The organism is Acinetobacter sp. CFCC 10889 (genome assembly GCF_003268395.1).
GTDB lineage: Bacteria > Pseudomonadota > Gammaproteobacteria > Pseudomonadales > Moraxellaceae > Acinetobacter.
Genome location: NZ_LQXQ01000001.1, coordinates 25770 through 44727 on the forward strand (window position 1 = coordinate 25770; position 18958 = coordinate 44727).

Here is an 18958-nt window from a genome sequence, read left to right on the forward strand (position 1 = left end):
TTCACCTATTCTTCAAAAAATTCTACTGAATCAAGTTTAAACCAGTCTTGCTGCATCATCCATAACATCACTTCAGGTTCTATAATCCAACGAGTATTCCTATTATCCCACACACAGTTTTTACGCTGTGATGTGGCATAGGTTTTCATACGATCTTTGTAATCAGTTCTAAATGAATTACCAAATGAACCATTACCAATAAATGCCACACCAGTAATTTTTTGATTTTTAAATCGCCCAAGCCCTGTATGCAATTTGGTATATTTTTTCACCATACCTTCAGGACTAGACGCATCAACTGCATATTTTTTCAAAAGTTCTTTGAATGTATGCGTATTCATCACATTTTCTAAAAAGACTTCTGAATTTTCAGCCTCAATTAAACTATTTACTGCGATTGACTTGGCAATATCTGCTTTTTGCTCATCCGATAAAACTGTATCAAATGGGTACAAACGAGAGCTTTCATTGTTAATTTGTTCAATAATATTGGCATTAACTTGACTTTGGTTTTCAAGAAAATATTCATGCGCTGCTTTTGATGATGATGGATCTCTAAACTTAATTTTATGATTATGTTTTTGAGCAATATAAAATATTTCATCCAACATAAATTGGTCTTTAAGCAAAGTATCACGCACAAAATCATTTAATTTTGCATTTGGGACTACCAGGCATGGGACATGATCATCATCCAATATTACATCTTTGATTAAACCATCAAATTTAGAATTGTAGGCTTTTACAAGATCTGGATTATCAACATAAAGTTCGTTATAAATACTTTCATGCCAATAATACAAGCCATTTTTTAATTTAATTGAACGCAAACGTACCGTTGTATTCTGATCAATCCATTGTGCTTGTTCTTCAGTTAATGCTTTTAAAACAGCAGCTTCTACTTCTGGAAAAATAGAACTAAAACGGCGAATATCAGTAGCATCACGTTTAGACAATGATTCATAAGAATAAACATTGAGCTTGACCATTTCGATTTTTTCAAATTCCACAAAATCATCAATTGCTTTTTGACGATCCTGTGGCGCAATTGGTGCAATATCTTTTGGTGTCACCCATGATGTTGTACTTAAACGTGGTGCAATTTCAATACCATTTTCAACACGGAATACGCCGTATAACAAATTACCGCCCACCGTTGCTTGACAAATATCACCCGCTTTACGCACTGTCCCATCTTCAAGTAATACAGCCGTGCCATTGAATAAAGCTTGTTTTTCGATCTGGGTAAATGGACTATCTGCATAGTCTAAATACTGCTTCATAGAGGTTTCAGCCATGCGCTGAATTGACTCATGTGAATCTTTGAAGCGTTGATATAACTCGCCCTTTTCTGAATCAATGATCCGCTGCGGCATACCACTGATAATATCATTCGTAACGCCGAAATGTGTCGAGCCTAAAGATTGAACAGACATGTTATCAATACTTTTTTGTTGAACTTTCCAAGCAAAGCTTTTATCCCAATTGATCACAATGTTGTTAGGGATAATGCCGTCATACGGTTTAATAATATCTTGCTTACGCTTTAAAATTTCTGCACGTTCTTCCGATGTTTTTGCCTTATCATCTTCCATCATCAATAAGGCATATTTGCGATAATCTGCCTTAATTTGATCAGAAATAACTTGTACTTTGGTTTGTCCCGCATTTTCAGCCGCTTTTTTGGCAATATTACCCAGTAAAGTGCTTTGTTTAACTGCTCGATCACGGCGGTTTTTTTGCTCACGGATTTCACGCTCTTTTAAAAGTTCAGTGACTTTTTCTGGGCTATCCGCTTGAATCATCAAGTCATATTCATCATCACTTAATGCTTGAGATACCTTAACCGTTCCTTCTGTATCCTCTTTTTTATCCATTAAATGATCAATCCAATTGGCTTTCCCGCTTACCACCTGAACTTTATATTCATCAAATGTGCCATTAGCATTATAGAAATAAACACGTACAGATTTTTGGGTGTTACCTTGACGAATACCACGACCATTGCGCTGCTGTAGGCTGTCTGGTGTCCATCCTGTTGTTAAATGGTGGAGTGCTTGCGTACCTTTTTGTAAGTCAATCCCTGTGTCTGCTTTTTTATTTGCAATAACAACGGTGAATTTGTTTTCTGCAAATTCATCCTGAATCGTTTGAACGTCATCCGTGCTAGGCTTTCCAACTTTACCATCGGGCTTGGTTTGTGCGTTTAAAATTGCAATTTTTGCAGCGGGTACACCGCAATATTCAACCAATGCCTTTTTGATGATGTGATGCATTGAAACAGTGTCACAGAAAACAAGCTGCTTTGAATGTCCGAAATATAGTGGATTTGCCAACTCAAGTTTAAAGTTTTCCAAAAATGCTTGGACCTTTGCTGACAATTTCGGCTTAACAGAAAGCTTTTCTTTATCCGCAATTTCAAGTAGTGCCGCAATAGCCTTTGAATCATTCACTGTTAAACGTAATTGGTTTTTATCTTCATCGACAAAACAACGTGCTGTCACTTCATAAAGTGTATTGTCGCCAAAGTCTTTCGCCATACGTTTTACACGCATATCTTCAGGCTGTACCAGTGGAAAATTACGTTCGGTTTCAACCTTAATGGCTTTTTTGTTGAATAGATCTGCAACTTTCCCCGCCATAGGAATACCATCTGCATCAATATCCACCACAAATGACCGGGTGACAGCAATATCTTCACCCATCAAAATAATGTCGGACATTTTAGAGATCAGATTAAATGGGCTTGCAATAAGGTCCATTGGTTCGCCCAGCATTTCGGAAACTTTGTCCAGATTTGCCATAGCATCCTCACTTACACCTAAACCACCGCCTTTAGTGACTTGTCGCGCTGTGATATAGGCATCTTTCATCATGTCTAAGACATTTTTTTCGGATTCTGGCAAATCAATTTGCGTTTTTACATCTTCTTGATCGGGAATCTTTAAACCACGTTCTTTGGCTGTTTGGACGTTGGCGATGGTATGCAAGGCATTTTTAAGCAATTCAACGTTTTTAAAGCCTGTGAAGGTTTCTTCGTTTTTCAGATAGCCCGTAATGTCTTTGCTTTGTAGTAGCTCGGTATGAGCAAAGGTACTTAAAAAGTCATCAACTGAATTAATCGCTGCACCACCTAACATACGGCGGGCTTTTTCATCACCAACAGCAAGCGATAACATTGTCATAATTTCAGCGGGGCTATTGGTGATCGGTGTCGCTGTAAGCAATACTACGCCGTCATTTAACTCATTTTGACCACGTACATACCAAGACTTCACTTTTGCTGAAATCGCACGACCTGATAGCTGACTTTCAGCAAGCAATGAAAGCCCCGAAATACGCTGAAAATTCGAGTCACCTTCAGCAGCATCACCATTTTTAAACATTTGTGCTTCATCAAATACGATGCTATCAATGCTTAGATCTTCAAAAAATGGATATTGCCCTTTATTTTTCTGCAAGATAGCTTCTTTTTTTGCAATAAAGGCTTTGGCTTTTTCAATATCCTTGTCTTTTTCTACACCATCCAATTTAAATCCGTAAAAATCCATAACAGTCTGATCTTTTAACGGGATCATGGTAAATGCATCGGATGTAATGATGATTTTACGATATGGCTTAGACAGCAGTAAGTTTAGATCCTTTGGATAATTACCCGACTTAATCCCATCTAAGCGGTTTTCATCACTACCAATCACCAAAACATCGTCTACATTGTCCAGACACATTTTCATGTCTTTGTACCATTTTGAAATGGTATGACTTGGCACAACAAACATGGTGCGTTTTTTAACACCAATATTGTGCATGGCTTGCGTTACAGCGATGGAAGTCATGGTTTTACCCAATCCCACATCAAATGCAGTAATCCCCTCAAAACGGCGTGATAAACGGCGTACTTCTTCGTTTTGGTAGGTATTCATACCTTTGAATGTGTCAAGCTTTGGGTTAAAGCCTGTGATTTCTAACGGACTGTCATCTAACTCAGTCGTCATTTCCTTGTGTTTTGGATCGTTAATCTTCTGATTTAACAGGTCCATAAACCCAACATTAGACTGCAAATATGCGTTAAATGTGGAATCCATTTCTTTTGCATATTCCAATAATTCAGCATAAATAAAATCAAACTGTGCTTGCGTCAGTGAGTCTTTTTTTGCTTTGATATGGAAATTTGAACCGTTATTTAACGAATCTAAAATACGATTTAAAAAATATGCCTGAACTCGATGATCTTTACGTGCTTTGTCTGCACCATCATATTTGTAACGTCTTAAAACAAAATCTAAGCTTTCTGCTTTCTGCGCTAATGTAATTTTCCCATCTAAATCAGTGACAACATCAGCCCCACCGTATGCACCTAAAAATTCGGCTTTGGTTTGAAAATCTACGTTTGTCGCACGTAAACCAAGATTCAATTTGGTTACATCAACATTATGGGTAAATTCAAAGGATTTCTGTCGCTGTTTGATCAATTTGCCTTTGATTTCTGGATCTGTGGCATTTTTGATTTGTTCATCAATACGTGCCAAGAAATCGCCGTGATTGCCTGTGTAATAGTCACGGTTTAAGGATACTTTTGTACCATCTGCATTGATTGCATAGTCATCATTGGTTAATGGGTTAAAATTAGGATCTGATTTACGAATTTCCGCAATATCAACCATCCAATTATCTGCCTGTCCGCGATAAATCGCATTTTCATAGGCTTCTTTGGCATTAAGTTGAATATCTAAATTGATTGATTTGCCATACCAATGATCCGATAAGCCATTTGTACCATTGCTATCAAATGCAATGTTGGCTTGACGTAATTCTGTTTTAAACAGTGTGTGTTTGATTTGGTTCTGATTGATCAGTGCTGCATGTGTCACCATGCCCGATGTAAGCTCTGGGAATGCTTCAGCGTAATTATCAACACGGCCAACGGTATCTAATACGTGCTTAACAGATAAAATCGTCAACCAGGCATTAAAATTCGCATTTTGTTTAGGTTCGCTTACAACATTAGACAGCTTTTGTACCCATTCAGGCGGGTTTTTACCTGAAGATTGGCAATAACCGATCATTTGCGTTAAATGATCATGTGTCATACGTGCGTTATATGCAGCTAATGGCGTTTCAAAGTCAGACTCATGACTAAAACGTGCGATGGTTTTAGATGGTGTCCATTTGCCATTTTGATACTCGAATGTTGTACCCGCCATGACACGCACATCACCCTCTTGTACTGGCAATGTTTGCGGCACTTCAGCAAGGTTTAAGGTTTCAAAATTAATACGGCTATCTGGAAAGCGTTTAATTAGTTTAAGGATGTTTGGCAAGCTATCATTATTGACAACTTTTTCGATTTCTTCCGCTTTATTTCGGAAGTTGGCCACTTTGGTAATTTCACCAAGTACGAATTTTTTCCCTTCTGTTTTGAAGTATTTGCCGTCAATAATATCTTTATCTAAAACACGGGATTCAGTTAAGGTTTCTAAGCCGCCGTTTTCATAAAGTTGCTGAATTTTATCAGTCATTTCTTCGCTATGTTTGCGATAAACCAATAGATCCGTTACAACGTCTGCACCTGTACTGTGGAAAATACTTGTCGGCAAACGATATGCACCAACCAATTCAGCTTTAAGTGAAATTTGATGACGGAATTTACGAAATGATGCACCTGTCATTAACTTAGTATGAGCAATGAAGATTGCCAATTTACCGTGCTTTAATTTGTCGATTGAGCGTTTTACGAAATAAGAATCTAGCGGATCTTTGTCGTAAATATCGTATTGTGGATTAGCTCCACGATCTGCATTAGAGCCAAACGGCACGTTGGTAATGATTGCATCATAGGTATTATCAGCGGTTTGCGCTGCGACTTTTTCAAATGGGCTAACAATGACATTATGATTACTTTCATCATTGACCAATGCATTGATTTTTCCCGATACATCGTTCAATTCAACACTCTGCATCACCACATTTTCAGGGCGACCCGCTGCAAAAATACCTGTACCCGCTGACGGATCTAAGACTAAACCACCATCAAAGCCCATATCATTAAGTAGCGACCACATTTGATCAGCAAGTGGCTTGGGTGTGTAGTATTCGTATTGACTGCCTTTAACACCCTCAACCTCTAAATTACCGCCTTTACCTGTGTATTTCGATAAAATTTCTTTTTGTTCTTCTGTGGCACTTTCCCCAGTACCATCAATCAAACGCATGGTTTCAACTGCTTTGTTATTGGCTTTTTGACGTACCGATGGGGTAACTTTGGTTTCTTTAAAACCATAACGACCTTGCGGCTCTGGCAGCGGATTAAGCTGTTCTTTCATTTTGCGGCTTGCTTCGATAAAGGTATCTAAAGCATTTAAAACTGACGGGTTACTTTTAGGCATTTTGAAAACTCAAAATAGAAAAAATCCTTTTGAGTTTGATGAAGTTATAAAAATGCGTTTTTGGATATTCCTAAAAAAATAATCATATAATCATATAATCATATATGTGATTTATAAAAATCCCCGACTTGCGGGGATCTACTTTAAGCGACTAAGCTATTTAAGGATTTTTTCTCAACTTCATCTTGCAACAAAGCACCTAAGCTTACTGGATCAACTGGCGACCCTGCACGGCGTATCGCTGCTTTAATGATTTGCCAATTAATACCATCTTCATCATGAAAAATAATGCATGGGACCATGCGTTCTTTACGTGTTTCAGCTAAAGCTATACGTTCATGGCCATGTACCATGTAATATTGATTCATACGCTCATATACAACAATTGGATCTTCACGACTGATCTTGGCTTCTTTTAAGTCTGGTGCATTTTCAGTGATGATTTTAGATACTGGCACAAACTCATACACACCATCAGCAGACCATGCATCATAGAATGCACCCGTTGAATAATCAGTTTCATGCTTCAAATCTTCTAAAAATTGAAGCAATCCCTCATAAGAATATTCAACAATTTGCCCCATGCCTGACCACTGCTCATCATAATGTTCTCGATAAACTTGTGCTGCAACAATACGGGACGGCGCACCAATAATGACTTTATGTTCATCAAAATTACCGTTCTCATCATTCTGAAAAATGACAAAATATGTACCGATGTATGCGGGACTAATACCTGGTAAAACAAATACGTCTACTTCGTCACCGTCTGCGCCTTTTGTGCCTTCAATGTAGCCATAATGTGCTGTCATTTCTGTTTGCCATTCCACACCGCTTGACGATGTACCAGAACGCACCGACCCGATAGGATTTTCAATTGCAATGTTTAAGCCATTGATCTTGATTTTGCCTGTCTGATAGTTATTGTCGATTAAGTCTTGTTGGCTTGGATCTGCGGTACTGATTGCACTTGTATCCGCCGTTTGTGCCAAAACATCGTTAATCTCAATACTTTCAATATGCTCTGGATCTAACAAATCGGATAATTCATGCGACATTTTCAGGAAATCATTTTTTTCATCTGTAGTCATCGAGTCGAAAAATGATTCACTGTTTAATTTATCACTTACCACTTCAGCGGCTTGTAATAAAATACTTGGCACAGTCAAATTTCTATCTAAGATCTGTTTTGTACTTGCAATTGCACCGCCCAACGTATCAAGCGTGATTTCATTAGAGTTTACAATCGCTTCAAACGGCGATAAATCAACGCTTGGGGCTTCGGTGGTCTGCTGACTACCCGAACCCATTAATAACGCTGTAATCTCAGTTAATCGCTTAGAAAGCTTAATTTTCTCTAAAGCTTTAGGCGAACCATTGAGCAAAGTATCAACAATGCTTGTGCTTTCCTTAGAAAGCTTAATTTTCTCAAGTGGCTTCAACATGGCTTACCCCGCACGTTTTGCATTTTCAATTGCAAATGCTGCATAGGCATCTGCCGCTTGTTCAAATAAAGGCTCAAGCTCTGGTGGTAAATTCTCGCCGATTTGCTCTAAACGATCCCCTACATCCTGACCAGATAAATCAATTGAACCTTGAATCACTTGATTTAAGTATGTTTCATCGGGTGATTGTTCTGGTGCGGCTGCGGTTTCAGGTTGTGCTGTTGTGTCTGGTGTTACTTCTTCAGGCTGTTGTTCTGGTACTGCGGTTTCAGGTTTCCACGCACCCAATTCAATTAAAGCATTTTCAAATGATCCGTAAATTTGATTAGATGCTTTGATCATGCGTTCCAGTGAGCGATATGTTTTATTATTTTGAAATGGGTAATAACTATCTCCATTAACAAACTTAAAGCGCATAATTGCACCAACTTTGGTTGGTTGAGGACGAAAACCTTTTTTCATCCAATCTAAAATCAAATATTTATCATCTTTTAATGCATTCCAAATACTCACAATTTCAAGCTTAATATCGTTTAGGGTTTCTTGCTGCTTGGCTTTTACGCGTTCAATTTCAGCTTGTTTTTGCTGTTCAGTAAATGCTTGCTGTTGTTCTGCTGTAAAATGCTCAAGTGCGTATTGCTCTAAAGCTTCTTGCGATGCTTTTTTGCCTTTTGAACCTAAAACCACTTTACCATTTGTGTGAATCGCAAATAATTGGCGTGACATGGTATTTCCAGTATTAATTAATGAACTGGTTACATCCGCAAATTCAGCAATTGATTGGTCTGCACCTAAAAATTTAAGACTTGTGTTTGCTACAAACTTAAAAGCATCTGCTGTATTCCAGTCAATACCATTTTTTTCAATGTGTTTTTGAATAAAATCCATACCTTGTTTAAACTTTTCTTGATCTAATTCAGGCGGGATTTTGTTTTCCCAATCATTGATTAAGTCTTGTTCTGGTTCTTCAGATGACGTACCCTCTGGCTCTGTTACATCATTTAAATTTAACTCTACAAGTTTCTGAAAATCACCAAATTTAATACCCTTTGGCAAATCAAATTTAATGTAAGCCATTGCATTTTTGATTAACTCTGCTTTACCTCGACTATCTTCATCAGCGTAATATTTCATTTCAGCATCTTTTGCGACTTCCGCCGCCATTACTTCAATATCATACTGATCATTAATTCGAGAAGTTGTATTCTTTGATAGTTCAGACTTAACAAAATCAATGGTTTCATCTTCGCTTTCGGATACAAAGACTTGTTTGTTATCTACTGCAACAACTGCTTTTTCCCCTGTCCAGTCTAAGCTGACAGCGATATTTTCTTTAGAAAGTCCATTTAAGCCATTTTCTGCCGTAAATCCTAAAGATTTCAGCTTTTCCATTAATGTCTGCATTTTTGTATCTGGCGTTACATCGGCATTATTATTCTGCTGTTTTTCAGCCATAAATGCATCAATTTTTGCCTGCTCATCAGCGATTTGCTGATCCATATCAAGCAATGTTTGTTTCTTCTGATCCACAAGGGTTTGTGCTTCTTGTAATTCACGATCAATACGCAAACGCTCGCCTGCTGCACGCTGAAAGCGACCATGATTTTTAACTAAAAGCTGCATCATACGTTTTGCAATCAGTGTATAGCGTGTTGATTCTTTGGCTTTCGGTTGTAAAGCTGCTGTTACATCACGTTTATTTAACATCCATTTCCATGAAGTCAAAACATCGGACGGCGTAAGTTTAGCGGGTGTGCTGTCTGGATTATTGAATAATACAGTGACGGTCTGCGTATCATTCATTTCAAAAATTACACCAACATTGACCACGCCATTTTTTTTGAATGGCGCAATAGGCGTAACATTTGCAACATTAAATTCCTGATCACCTTGTTTTTGTAAAGCATCGCCCAGTTTTTTAATAACTCGATCAAATTGCTTATATTCAAGCATCATGGCATCAGCCAACATACCTTCTGTGCCGTCAAGCAAAATTGCAATAAGGTCCTGTGGCGTAACATGCTCTAAAAGTTCTGCTTGATCATCATGACGAACCATATCAAGTAGAAATTCACCAACACGCCCGTTATGCGATGTGATTTGATCTTCATCCCATAACGGCGTTATTTTTGTGACTCGATGATTAAAGTGGTTTGCATCATCTAAAAGTAAAAAATCTGTATTACTTGGCGTTAATTTTTCATCTAAAAAACGCTGTAAACCGCCGTCCGTTAATACATGGCTACTATGGACTACACTATCCGCTAAAATTGGTTGAAAATAACGTTCAATTAATTCATTTTGTTGATTTTCACTGACTGCACCACGGACAGCAACATGATTTAAAAACATACCGTTTTCATCAACTAAATTAACGATATTCCAATGGTCTTGTTCAACTGCACCATCACACAAAATTGCGGGAATATTACGACTTTGACCCTGTAACTCTCCAATATTTGCAATACAACGGTCTTGTGTAACCGTGCCATTGGCAAACTGTATTGAACGGGTTGTCCCTGTTTCGTGCTGTACCTTAAAAACATCGTGCTTAGCCATCGTATGTAGCCCATTTTTTCAAAGAATGGACTTATCATTGACTAAATTTATTTTATTAATTTTTTGATATTCCTACTTCCACTGATACGGCTTCAAAACCTTAAAGCTAATCGGTACATCTAAGATCTCAAAACTCTTTGAAGTCAAACCATCCAAACTTGCTTGTGTGGGTGCAACAATAAAATTCCGTTCTGCTGCGGTACTTTGAAAACCAAATTTTTTAGAAAATAAACCTATAGTGATTTCCATTGCATAATCGGCAGGCGGGTTAATTGTCCCATCATCATTTACCATTGCCTGACGTATCACCATTAAGCTATTGATAATTCTATTGTCATTGGTTTCTAAAATAGTCATTTGAATATCGGGTTCACGTATTCCTGTGAATACATTACTGTAATATGCACCGACTTTATTTTCTTCAAACTCAGCATCAATTAATGGCAAACTTGTTTCAGTCACCAAAAATCCCGCCAAATCATCTGTAAAAAGCGGTAATCCAATTAAGTTATCATTACACGGCGCAAATTTGACCCAGTAGTGAGCTTTTAAGTAGTGTCCAAGTGAATATAGTTCTTTGTAACGCAACATCGCTTCAGCATTAGAGAACCCTGCCCATTGCTGCATTTGGACTTGCTCTGTGGTCTGTGAGCTAAGATCTTCAGCTTGTTGGTTTAAAACAGCTTCTTCAACGGTTTGCCCTTTCTTATTTAGCCCGCCACCGCCGTTTTTTCCTAATTGTCCACTTCTTTGAGGGCGTTTTTTGATTGTTGTTGAATATGCCATTACTCATCATCCTCGCCTAAAGGTTCATCATCATCTGCATTTGGATCTATTGTGGTCGGCAATCCATTTTCAGCATTTTGTGCGGCTTTTTCCTCTGCGATCGACTGCTTTAATCCACTGCCGATCGTTTCTGCTTGATCATCATCCAAGCCTAAAAATTCAGTCAGTAAAATTCTATTTGATTGATCATCAAGCTTTAATTCTTTTAGTGCCATTAAACTTTGTGTTGTCAGAATGAGTGTATTAGAACGTGTGTTTTTATTGTCTAGTGCTTCGGTCGCTGCGGCACTAATGTCGCTATAAAACTCAATTTTAAAAGGCAAATCCGCACGATTAAATAATTTCCCTGTTTTATACGCAAAATGTAGCAAAATAAGGTCGATTAAAGGTTCTGTAATCGCTTGACGAATTAAAGCTGCACGCTGCATGACTTGTGCTGACGTATGAAAAGCTGCACCATCACCAAGCCCGCCCGCCAACGTATCCGCCCACCCAACAAGCGAAATATCAAGCCCCAGTGAACCCATTGCACGGCGCATGTGTGTCATCACAAGTTCCATGCTTAACGGTGCTGTACGTTGTGCAATATCACCTAGCGGGTTCATAACTTGTTTGTCGCCCCACTGCGGCAACACAACAACATTTGTTCCCCAAATAGGATCACCACCTTTTAAAGCATCTTTGGTCTTTTCGTGATGTTTTAAAAAGGATTTAATTAAACTTTCTTTGTAAATTTTACGATTTTCAGGTGGCATGTTTGACACATCAATTGTCATAAACATGCTTTTCACACTGTCTGCAATTTGTTGGCTATTTAATGCAGCAAACATTAGTTGCATTTGCTCAAATGCACCCTCAACGTTTTGCAGAAATGATCCGCCCACTGGACTAGGTACAATTGGCACCTGGTCAATTTCATTGGTCTGTAACATCCGACCATGTAATACCTGATTTAAGCTGTACTGCGGGACTGGTACGATACGTTGCATTTTCATTCGTACCATTTGCGCCGTTGTGAGCTTGGTAATTCCTTTATTTTCAAACTCATTTTGTTCTAAAAGGTGAAAGCCTACGGTTTTTCCTGCACGTTCATAAGCTTGAATATAGGGTGATTCCACATGCTCATCACAAATGACATGCGTTATCCCAAATCCATGCGTTCCGTAAATACGGGCGTATGAATCGCCGTATGTGATGCCATTTCGAGCCAAAGCAAAAATAAAATTGTTAATTAAATTCTGTAAATACTTACTTTCTTTTTCAACGAGTCGGCGTAACTCTTTTGCCCGTAAACCATCATTACGCAAATGATCAGCAGCTTTAATAAATACCACTTCGCCGCGTGTTTCATGTCCACCCAATGCAGCAGTGACAAGCAAATTTAATGCAGCATCAATGGTTGGATCTTGTTGCATACGTTTATATGCTGTGTAAATCGTCTTTCGATCACGGCGTTGTAGGTCTTTGTGATAGTACGTGCCTAGTGAATATGGTGCAAAATTCTCATAGCTCTGGTTAATTTCGGACATTTTAGGCTGAGCATTGATTTTCTGTTCAATTCTCCCTTCCGCAAAAATTCCGCTTAAAATCTTACCAACACGACTCATTTTTTAGCCTGAATGCATAGTTATAACTACATTCATTTTTCAGCTTTGAAAAAATACGGTTTCTTGATATTCCTAAATTACAGACACAAAAAAGCCCCTAAAATGGGGCTGATTTATGTTTTAATCATATAATCATATAAGTGATTTAAACAGGTGGGCTTGTATTGCCATGTGCGCCTACGTGATAGTGTACGCTGTACGGTGTGCCATTGATTACTGCACCCTGCGGGAAATATGCCGCTGCTGCAAAATTACTTGTACCTGATACACCTAAACCACCAGAAATCGTCTGACTGCCATTTAAGGTGTATTTACCAACCTGTAGCGTATCGCCTTGATGTGTCATATCCCCAGTGTGCTTATAATTCCCCTCATGTGTCACATTGCCTTTTAAAATAATGTCTGGGGCTTCAATCAGTACCTTTTTAGCGAATAAATCAATATTATTCTTTGCGTAAAGTTCAATGTTTTCTTGCCGAATACGGCGATGCCCGACTGTTGCACCCGTACCATGTGAACGATAAGCCCAAATTACAGGGCTATAAGGGTCGCCTTGATCAAAGAATACATAGCAATCTGCACCCGTTAAGATTTCACGCTCTGTATCTAAGTCATCATCACCAACGGGATAAGCAAAAGTAGCGGTAATGCCACCCTCAATCCCTTTGGTCACTGGTTCTACGCTCACCTTTGCTGTGCGCTCTGCTGCACTATAAGACAGTATTTTTGCGGGATAAAATCCATGATATTGATTATTCATAGCTTCTCTACCTGTGCAATCCAAAGCTTAGTCGCCGTGACTTTTGCACCACCTAAAGCCCCAGTATCAATACGGTGTGCAGCGGTTAAAACATAATAACGAGTGCTGTCTACTTCGATTAAATCTCCTGCCATTAGCTCTGTACTTAATGCACGTTGTATCACGCCTTTACATACCAAAGCAGTGGATAAGTTCCTTAAACGGCGTGCGTCCAAATTAGGGTAATAACTTGCTATTTTCCCTGCTGATATTTCACCTTCGACCGTTGATCCATCTTTATTGATCGTGATGTAGCTCGGTACTTCATGTAAAAGCCCTGTGCTATTGTTTTTCCAACTAACAGATGTTGCATCGAGCTTTATTTTCGGCTCAGTGCTTTGCATTAGTGCTGATAAACGGCGTACTGTGATTTTTCCCTCACTGTCTGAATTAATCACAGCGGCTTCTTCAGCGCATTTACGGGCGATTTCATACGTTGGCGTTTGTCCAAATGGGCAGAAATACCGCATCAATGGCACATCTTCAGCAATCAATAACTTTGTACCACTTGCTTTTAATGCTGCGCCAATACTAGTATTTTCAAGTGCAATTGCCTTAGCCAATGGCTTAATAAGTTGCTCACAGCCATTCAAAACAGCAATAAACGCACCGATCACTACACGCTTTCCATCACGTACAATCCCAGTGCGTTGAATATTTGCTTTGATGATTTTCATCTCAATGTAAGTTTCACCAATAAATACGATTTCACTTTCTTTTAAATGTGGCTCTATCTCCGCATTTAAGAGAACTTGAAATTCAAGCGTCAAGGGGACTGGAACGCTATCAGACCGTAAAACAGCACTAACCAACACATTAAACGGCAGTACAACACCATCTTTTAAGACAATACGCATAATGCCCTCTGTTACGGCTTCACATAGTCAAAATCAATGGTAAAAACAGGCTCAACAAAGGCATCTTTTTTAACGTCTAATTGTGCTGCTTCATAGTTTTGACGCGCCGTGATTGAATCCAAACCAAAACGTTCACCACCCAATGAACCCGATGCTTCCATGCGTTGAGCGTGCATATAATCACAATGATGACGAATCATTTGTGAAATGATGCCCCATTCACCAATACTGATCACAGTATCTTTATCTATTTTCTGATCCGCTTTGCGTTGTTCTTGTGTATAAGCCCATCCCGCATAAAATTTATAATCATTAATTAAAATGGTTTCTAAATCTTCTTGTACCAGGCTATATCCCATTGTTTGATATTCGTCTAACAAATCAGCAGCAAGGGCATGAATTTCCCCCGCTTTGCTGATCTGAAGCGTATCACCGACATGCAGCAATAGCGTCATTAGAATAGATCTCCAAGCGCACGAACAATATTGTTCCCTGCACGAACTATATTTAATGTCTGATTGGCTTTATTTAGGAATTGATCAACAACATTACTTGCACCTGTAATCTGATTTACAACACCACTTGTACCTAGTTTGGTATTTAAGCCGAAATACATATAACTCATTGGTGCGGATACTTTTAACAGTGTGCTACGACCTTCAGCATCAAATTCAGACGGTTCAAAAGTAATGGCACAATCATGTAACTGGTATGCTTGCATCCAACGATCAGGACGACCATCATAAACCGTACAGTCTGTTACCCCTCCATGTGCCATAAGTAGCTCCATGAAGCCCTGTGCTTGACCGAAATCAGTTTCAATAAACTGTAAATTACCTGTATGACTGGTTTTCGGCACGCCTGTTGTCGTTGCTTGCAAGCCACCTGCATAGGCAAATTCTACAGGTTCGGTATAGGTCGTTACTGGGCGTGGAAAATTGGTAATTAATAAGGCTAAGTGTGGTGCAATATCGGGAACAATCATCCCTGTACATGCCAACATGGGCGCACCTAAGCTTTTGGCTGTGGTGTAATCAAGCCCATAATCCATCAATGTTTGCTGAAAATTCGCTCTCATGACTAAATTCTCTCGTTAAGAATTTAGTCATGATCATTGAGATAGAAAAACGCCGTTTTTGCATATTCCTAAAAAAAGCCCGCTTAATGTGGGCTAATAATTTTTTAATAAAACCGTGCAACTGAATAAGATTTCATAACAGCCGCCACACCAACATCAAAAGGCTTAATGTTCATGCGTATGCCAACTGTAGCTACTATATTTGCGGGAACTAAACGCTGTAAAGTTGGTGTTAATTGACGCAATTCATTCACATCAACACCACCGTCAATCAATACAAAAATACGGGATGTTAAAAAATTCTCTGAACTATCAATTTCAACAACATGTTTGGGGTATTGTTCTCTACGTGTATAACTATGATAGAGTCGCATAATCTCCCATTTATTTGCCCATAACATCGTTAAAATAAATTCAAGAAAAGTGAAGCCACGTTTTGAAGCCATGGAACGCCAATTAGCGTAAATGATCCGCATAATTAAATCGCTGTCTTGCGGTCTGCGGATCACAGCTAAACCGTCTTGCTTGGTGAAGCGTTCAACCACCATAGAACCACCTAAATGCGGCATACCATAGTGATGTATATCATTTAACGTATTATCAAATAATTCATGAATAATACGGATAAATATTGCTTTTAATACGGCTTCATCACCATCAAAAGCAAAAGTATGTTTGTAATTCGCTAAAACATCTAAATCACTGACCATTTGCTTTCACCTATGCTTGTTTTAAGCACTTTAATATTGGTTGAAATACTTGCTTCTGTCATAAAAAGCCACTGATTAGGCTTAATAGGATTTTTTTCTGTATCTTCAACAAATAATTTAAAATCACTGGTGCGGTCTTGGAAAGCTGCAATATTTTTTTCAAGCAATCGGGTAATTTCTTTTGAGTTAAAACCATTACTTAAAAAATAACTGGCGGCAATTTTTCCTTTGCCGTAATAACCCAATAATAATGTTTTTATTTGCTCTTTCACTGTTTCAGCATCATGCACAGCGGCAATGGTCGCATCAATACGAATAGAAAAAGCCCGTTCTTGTGGTTCTATAAGTACAGTATTGTTGAGATAAAAGTTATCCACCTTTTCAACATAATGTGAAATTTCCTGACCTAAAGCAGCTTTTTCATTATCATTTTTAGCGACAAATGACACAAACATTTTATTTATACTGCGATAATTTCCGCCGTAATAAATTTCGTTGACTGCTTCATTCCAGACAGAAACAAAAAAAGTACGAGCCATAAAGGTTTTTCGCACTAAAAAATCATGATTACCTAGAAATACGGCGTTTTCATCATAAGTAGGGTATGAAGATAACAAGCGTAATTCATCAATAGATAAAGGATCTGCTCCCAGTCGAACCAATGCACCTTCTTTAAAGCGTACAACTAACTTTTGTTCAAATCCGTTGCGTACATCTTGTAATGATGCTTCACGTAAACTGGATGGATCAAAGTAACCGTAACTTTCTAACAACTGAATCGTTAAAATTGTATTGTTTTTCAGTGTTTGACCAAAACGATTACTATCACCAAAACCTAATATTAATTCACGCAATGAGTTAGTATTGATTGTGATAGCTCGTTCATCAGCTAAAGTATTCATCCAACGTGTGACGAACTTATAGTCGTTATCATCCTGATCTTTCACAGACAATGACACCAAAGCAAGATCCGTTGATAAAGGCAATGTATAGTTATGAAAAGGTTCTGACAAAACAGGCTGATAGTTAATTTCACGAATTTCTGATTGTTCTGCTAAAACTTCAACCATTTGCCCTGCTGCAACATTGGCTGTTTGCAGTAATCGCCAAGCCCTGCCGTAACCATCTTCAATCATACGACCAGACAATAAACTTACTGTGTTTTTACCATTATTAATGACTTCGATGGTGTGCTGACATGCAGTAGCAATTGGCAAGATCCCTTTATTTGCCGCATCCGCTAAGATGGTTGCTTCACGGGACTTTGTAAATGGTTCTAACTCTGAAATTGATACATCACGGCTTAATTCAGCAACAAAGTGCTGCATACTTGCCAACGGCGCAACAATCGTTGGATCACCCGCTTGATAACGTGCGGCAACTTCGGGATAGTCTTGTAAAACTCGTAACGTAATTTCTCTAATTTTATTGAGCGTTGGCATAGAAAGTATCCCCTGTTTGCTCATCAGTATTTCTATTCTGCAACGGAATTAAGATCTGACCGATTTGTATATAAAAAACCTTTTTATCGAATCCTTGATCTTCATTCATCACCATTAGTTCATCATCATTTAAACCACGTAAAAGCGGTATATCTTCTTTTATCCACTTTAAAATTAGATCTGCACTGTCAACACTCATCGGTTTTAATAAGATTTCAAACAAATTTCGTCCATAATCCACACCGATGTACCCGTTTGGCGGCGTATTCAACCAATGTTCGATCATTTTCTTGATGTGTGAAGGCTCAAGTGTGTAATTCATTGAATCTCCCTCATTCGACTAGAAAAATACTGCGCCGTAACATAGGTAAATTGTTGCCAAAGCATGTATATACACAGCAAAGAAAAACCAATCTGAATATCAATGGTCCAGATATTGATTTGATAAAGAATTACAGCGATGCAATACAGCAAATAAGCAACCACCACGATATTTTTAATTACTCGAATGGCCAACTGCTTTACTCTGCCTGAAATTAAAGTTTCAACCAAAGAACGATCATTACAAATAGCCTTAAATTGCTGTAATAGCCCGCTTTTATGTAAGTGGTACTGTTGCCATGCGAAAATCAAAATACCAACTACAACAACGATACAGTAGAGAATAAGCTGCTTATCCATTGCTAGTCCCCACTAAGTCGGCATACTCTTTTTGTTTTAAAGCAAGTTGAGCGTGTTTTTCAGCGATTAATGTGTCTAATTCTGTGGATTCTGCGTTTAATTGCTCCATTTGCTTTGCTTTGCTTGGTGTGCGTTTGCTTGGATCATAAGGAATTACGACACGCTGCTTAGTACGTGCTATATCAAACTTGGATTGATTGCCTTTTAATTTTAAAGCCAATTCTTCGACACCCGATTTAAATGTCGGCATGTCGTCATAGTCCATCGCTTTAGAAATAGGAATGTTCTTTTTATTCAGTAATGTTTTGATCACATCACCATCGGTACGGAAAGTAAGCGTGAGCGATTGCCCGTTTTCCATATTGAAAATAACGTCTTTGACAGCTACACCCGCCGTCTTTTTCATTTTTTCAACCATCATGAAAGCAACACGCTGTAAAGTCGCTTTCTCTAAAATGTCTTTAATCTCTGTAACCAATTCATGCTTATCTGACAAATCAGATAATAGGAACTTCTTAGCCATTGCCGCACACTCATAAATTTTATAATTCATTGTGCTTTGGCTTGTTAGGGCGTGTTTTTGGGTATTCCTAAATTTTTAGATCATA

Annotated in this window: 14 protein-coding genes; all 14 read right to left on the minus strand. The window is 38.4% G+C overall.

Annotated features, from left to right (window positions below; genetic code table 11):
* Positions 1 to 5 precede the first annotated feature (5 nt).
* The 14 genes from AVJ19_RS00205 to AVJ19_RS00270 all read right to left on the minus strand — a co-directional run bounded on the left by AVJ19_RS00205 (position 6) and on the right by AVJ19_RS00270 (position 18873).
* The gene (locus AVJ19_RS00205; RefSeq protein WP_111857831.1) at positions 6 to 6386 is read right to left on the minus strand and encodes an SNF2-related protein; all 6381 of its coding nucleotides are present in this window, start codon (positions 6384 to 6386) and stop codon (positions 6 to 8) included.
* 143 nt (positions 6387 to 6529) lie between these two features.
* Positions 6530 to 7831, minus strand: coding sequence for a hypothetical protein (locus tag AVJ19_RS00210; RefSeq protein WP_111857832.1), 1302 nt, complete (start codon positions 7829 to 7831; stop codon positions 6530 to 6532).
* Positions 7832 to 7834: 3 nt separating this feature from the next.
* Entirely contained in the window at positions 7835 to 10390 is a 2556-nt protein-coding gene (locus AVJ19_RS21970) for a lipase chaperone (RefSeq protein WP_162626509.1), read from the minus strand.
* Between the two features lie 72 nt (positions 10391 to 10462).
* On the minus strand, positions 10463 to 11176 hold the full coding sequence (locus tag AVJ19_RS00220; RefSeq protein WP_111857833.1) for a hypothetical protein: 714 nt from the start codon (positions 11174 to 11176) through the stop codon (positions 10463 to 10465).
* Positions 11176 to 12783 (minus strand): hypothetical protein, encoded by a 1608-nt coding sequence (locus tag AVJ19_RS00225; RefSeq protein ID WP_111857834.1) that lies wholly within the window; start codon positions 12781 to 12783, stop codon positions 11176 to 11178. The genes AVJ19_RS00220 and AVJ19_RS00225 overlap by 1 nt, the downstream gene beginning before the upstream one ends.
* 145 nt (positions 12784 to 12928) lie before the next feature.
* A complete protein-coding gene (locus tag AVJ19_RS00230) occupies positions 12929 to 13543 on the minus strand; it encodes a hypothetical protein (protein ID WP_111857835.1) in 615 nt (204 codons plus the stop codon).
* Positions 13540 to 14439, minus strand: a complete 900-nt coding sequence (locus AVJ19_RS00235; RefSeq protein ID WP_111857836.1) for a hypothetical protein — start codon at positions 14437 to 14439, stop codon at positions 13540 to 13542. The genes AVJ19_RS00230 and AVJ19_RS00235 overlap by 4 nt, the downstream gene beginning before the upstream one ends.
* An 11-nt stretch (positions 14440 to 14450) precedes the next feature.
* Entirely contained in the window at positions 14451 to 14894 is a 444-nt protein-coding gene (locus AVJ19_RS00240) for a hypothetical protein (RefSeq protein ID WP_111857837.1), read from the minus strand.
* On the minus strand, positions 14894 to 15517 hold the full coding sequence (locus AVJ19_RS00245) for a hypothetical protein (protein ID WP_111857838.1): 624 nt from the start codon (positions 15515 to 15517) through the stop codon (positions 14894 to 14896). Before AVJ19_RS00245 ends, AVJ19_RS00240 begins: the two co-directional genes overlap by 1 nt.
* Positions 15518 to 15621: 104 nt before the next feature.
* Positions 15622 to 16227 carry a hypothetical protein gene (locus AVJ19_RS00250; protein ID WP_111857839.1) on the minus strand — a complete coding sequence of 202 codons (606 nt, stop codon included), beginning with the start codon at positions 16225 to 16227 and terminating at the stop codon, positions 15622 to 15624.
* Positions 16212 to 17669: a hypothetical protein gene (locus AVJ19_RS00255; RefSeq protein WP_111857840.1), complete on the minus strand. Its 1458-nt coding sequence runs from the start codon at positions 17667 to 17669 to the stop codon at positions 16212 to 16214. The genes AVJ19_RS00250 and AVJ19_RS00255 overlap by 16 nt, the downstream gene beginning before the upstream one ends.
* Positions 17653 to 17991, minus strand: coding sequence for a hypothetical protein (locus AVJ19_RS00260; RefSeq protein ID WP_111857841.1), 339 nt, complete (start codon positions 17989 to 17991; stop codon positions 17653 to 17655). Before AVJ19_RS00260 ends, AVJ19_RS00255 begins: the two co-directional genes overlap by 17 nt.
* A complete protein-coding gene (locus tag AVJ19_RS00265) occupies positions 17988 to 18350 on the minus strand; it encodes a hypothetical protein (RefSeq protein WP_111857842.1) in 363 nt (120 codons plus the stop codon). The genes AVJ19_RS00260 and AVJ19_RS00265 overlap by 4 nt, the downstream gene beginning before the upstream one ends.
* The gene (locus AVJ19_RS00270; RefSeq protein ID WP_111857888.1) at positions 18343 to 18873 is read right to left on the minus strand and encodes a hypothetical protein; all 531 of its coding nucleotides are present in this window, start codon (positions 18871 to 18873) and stop codon (positions 18343 to 18345) included. Before AVJ19_RS00270 ends, AVJ19_RS00265 begins: the two co-directional genes overlap by 8 nt.
* Positions 18874 to 18958: the final 85 nt, after the last annotated feature.

Bases quoted from the DNA above. Each gene is read 5' to 3' on its own strand.
- AVJ19_RS00240 (WP_111857837.1), bottom strand. From the start codon at position 14,894: ATGACGCTATTGCTGCATGTCGGTGATACGCTTCAGATCAGCAAAGCG.
- AVJ19_RS00260 (WP_111857841.1), bottom strand. From the start codon at position 17,991: ATGAATTACACACTTGAGCCTTCACACATCAAGAAAATGATCGAACAT.
- AVJ19_RS00255 (WP_111857840.1), bottom strand. From the start codon at position 17,669: ATGCCAACGCTCAATAAAATTAGAGAAATTACGTTACGAGTTTTACAA.
- AVJ19_RS00205 (WP_111857831.1), bottom strand. From the start codon at position 6,386: ATGCCTAAAAGTAACCCGTCAGTTTTAAATGCTTTAGATACCTTTATC.
- AVJ19_RS00265 (WP_111857842.1), bottom strand. From the start codon at position 18,350: ATGGATAAGCAGCTTATTCTCTACTGTATCGTTGTTGTAGTTGGTATT.
- AVJ19_RS00235 (WP_111857836.1), bottom strand. From the start codon at position 14,439: ATGCGTATTGTCTTAAAAGATGGTGTTGTACTGCCGTTTAATGTGTTG.
- AVJ19_RS00245 (WP_111857838.1), bottom strand. From the start codon at position 15,517: ATGAGAGCGAATTTTCAGCAAACATTGATGGATTATGGGCTTGATTAC.
- AVJ19_RS00210 (WP_111857832.1), bottom strand. From the start codon at position 7,831: ATGTTGAAGCCACTTGAGAAAATTAAGCTTTCTAAGGAAAGCACAAGC.
- AVJ19_RS00225 (WP_111857834.1), bottom strand. From the start codon at position 12,783: ATGAGTCGTGTTGGTAAGATTTTAAGCGGAATTTTTGCGGAAGGGAGA.
- AVJ19_RS00230 (WP_111857835.1), bottom strand. From the start codon at position 13,543: ATGAATAATCAATATCATGGATTTTATCCCGCAAAAATACTGTCTTAT.
- AVJ19_RS00220 (WP_111857833.1), bottom strand. From the start codon at position 11,176: ATGGCATATTCAACAACAATCAAAAAACGCCCTCAAAGAAGTGGACAA.
- AVJ19_RS00270 (WP_111857888.1), bottom strand. From the start codon at position 18,873: ATGGCTAAGAAGTTCCTATTATCTGATTTGTCAGATAAGCATGAATTG.
- AVJ19_RS21970 (WP_162626509.1), bottom strand. From the start codon at position 10,390: ATGGCTAAGCACGATGTTTTTAAGGTACAGCACGAAACAGGGACAACC.
- AVJ19_RS00250 (WP_111857839.1), bottom strand. From the start codon at position 16,227: ATGGTCAGTGATTTAGATGTTTTAGCGAATTACAAACATACTTTTGCT.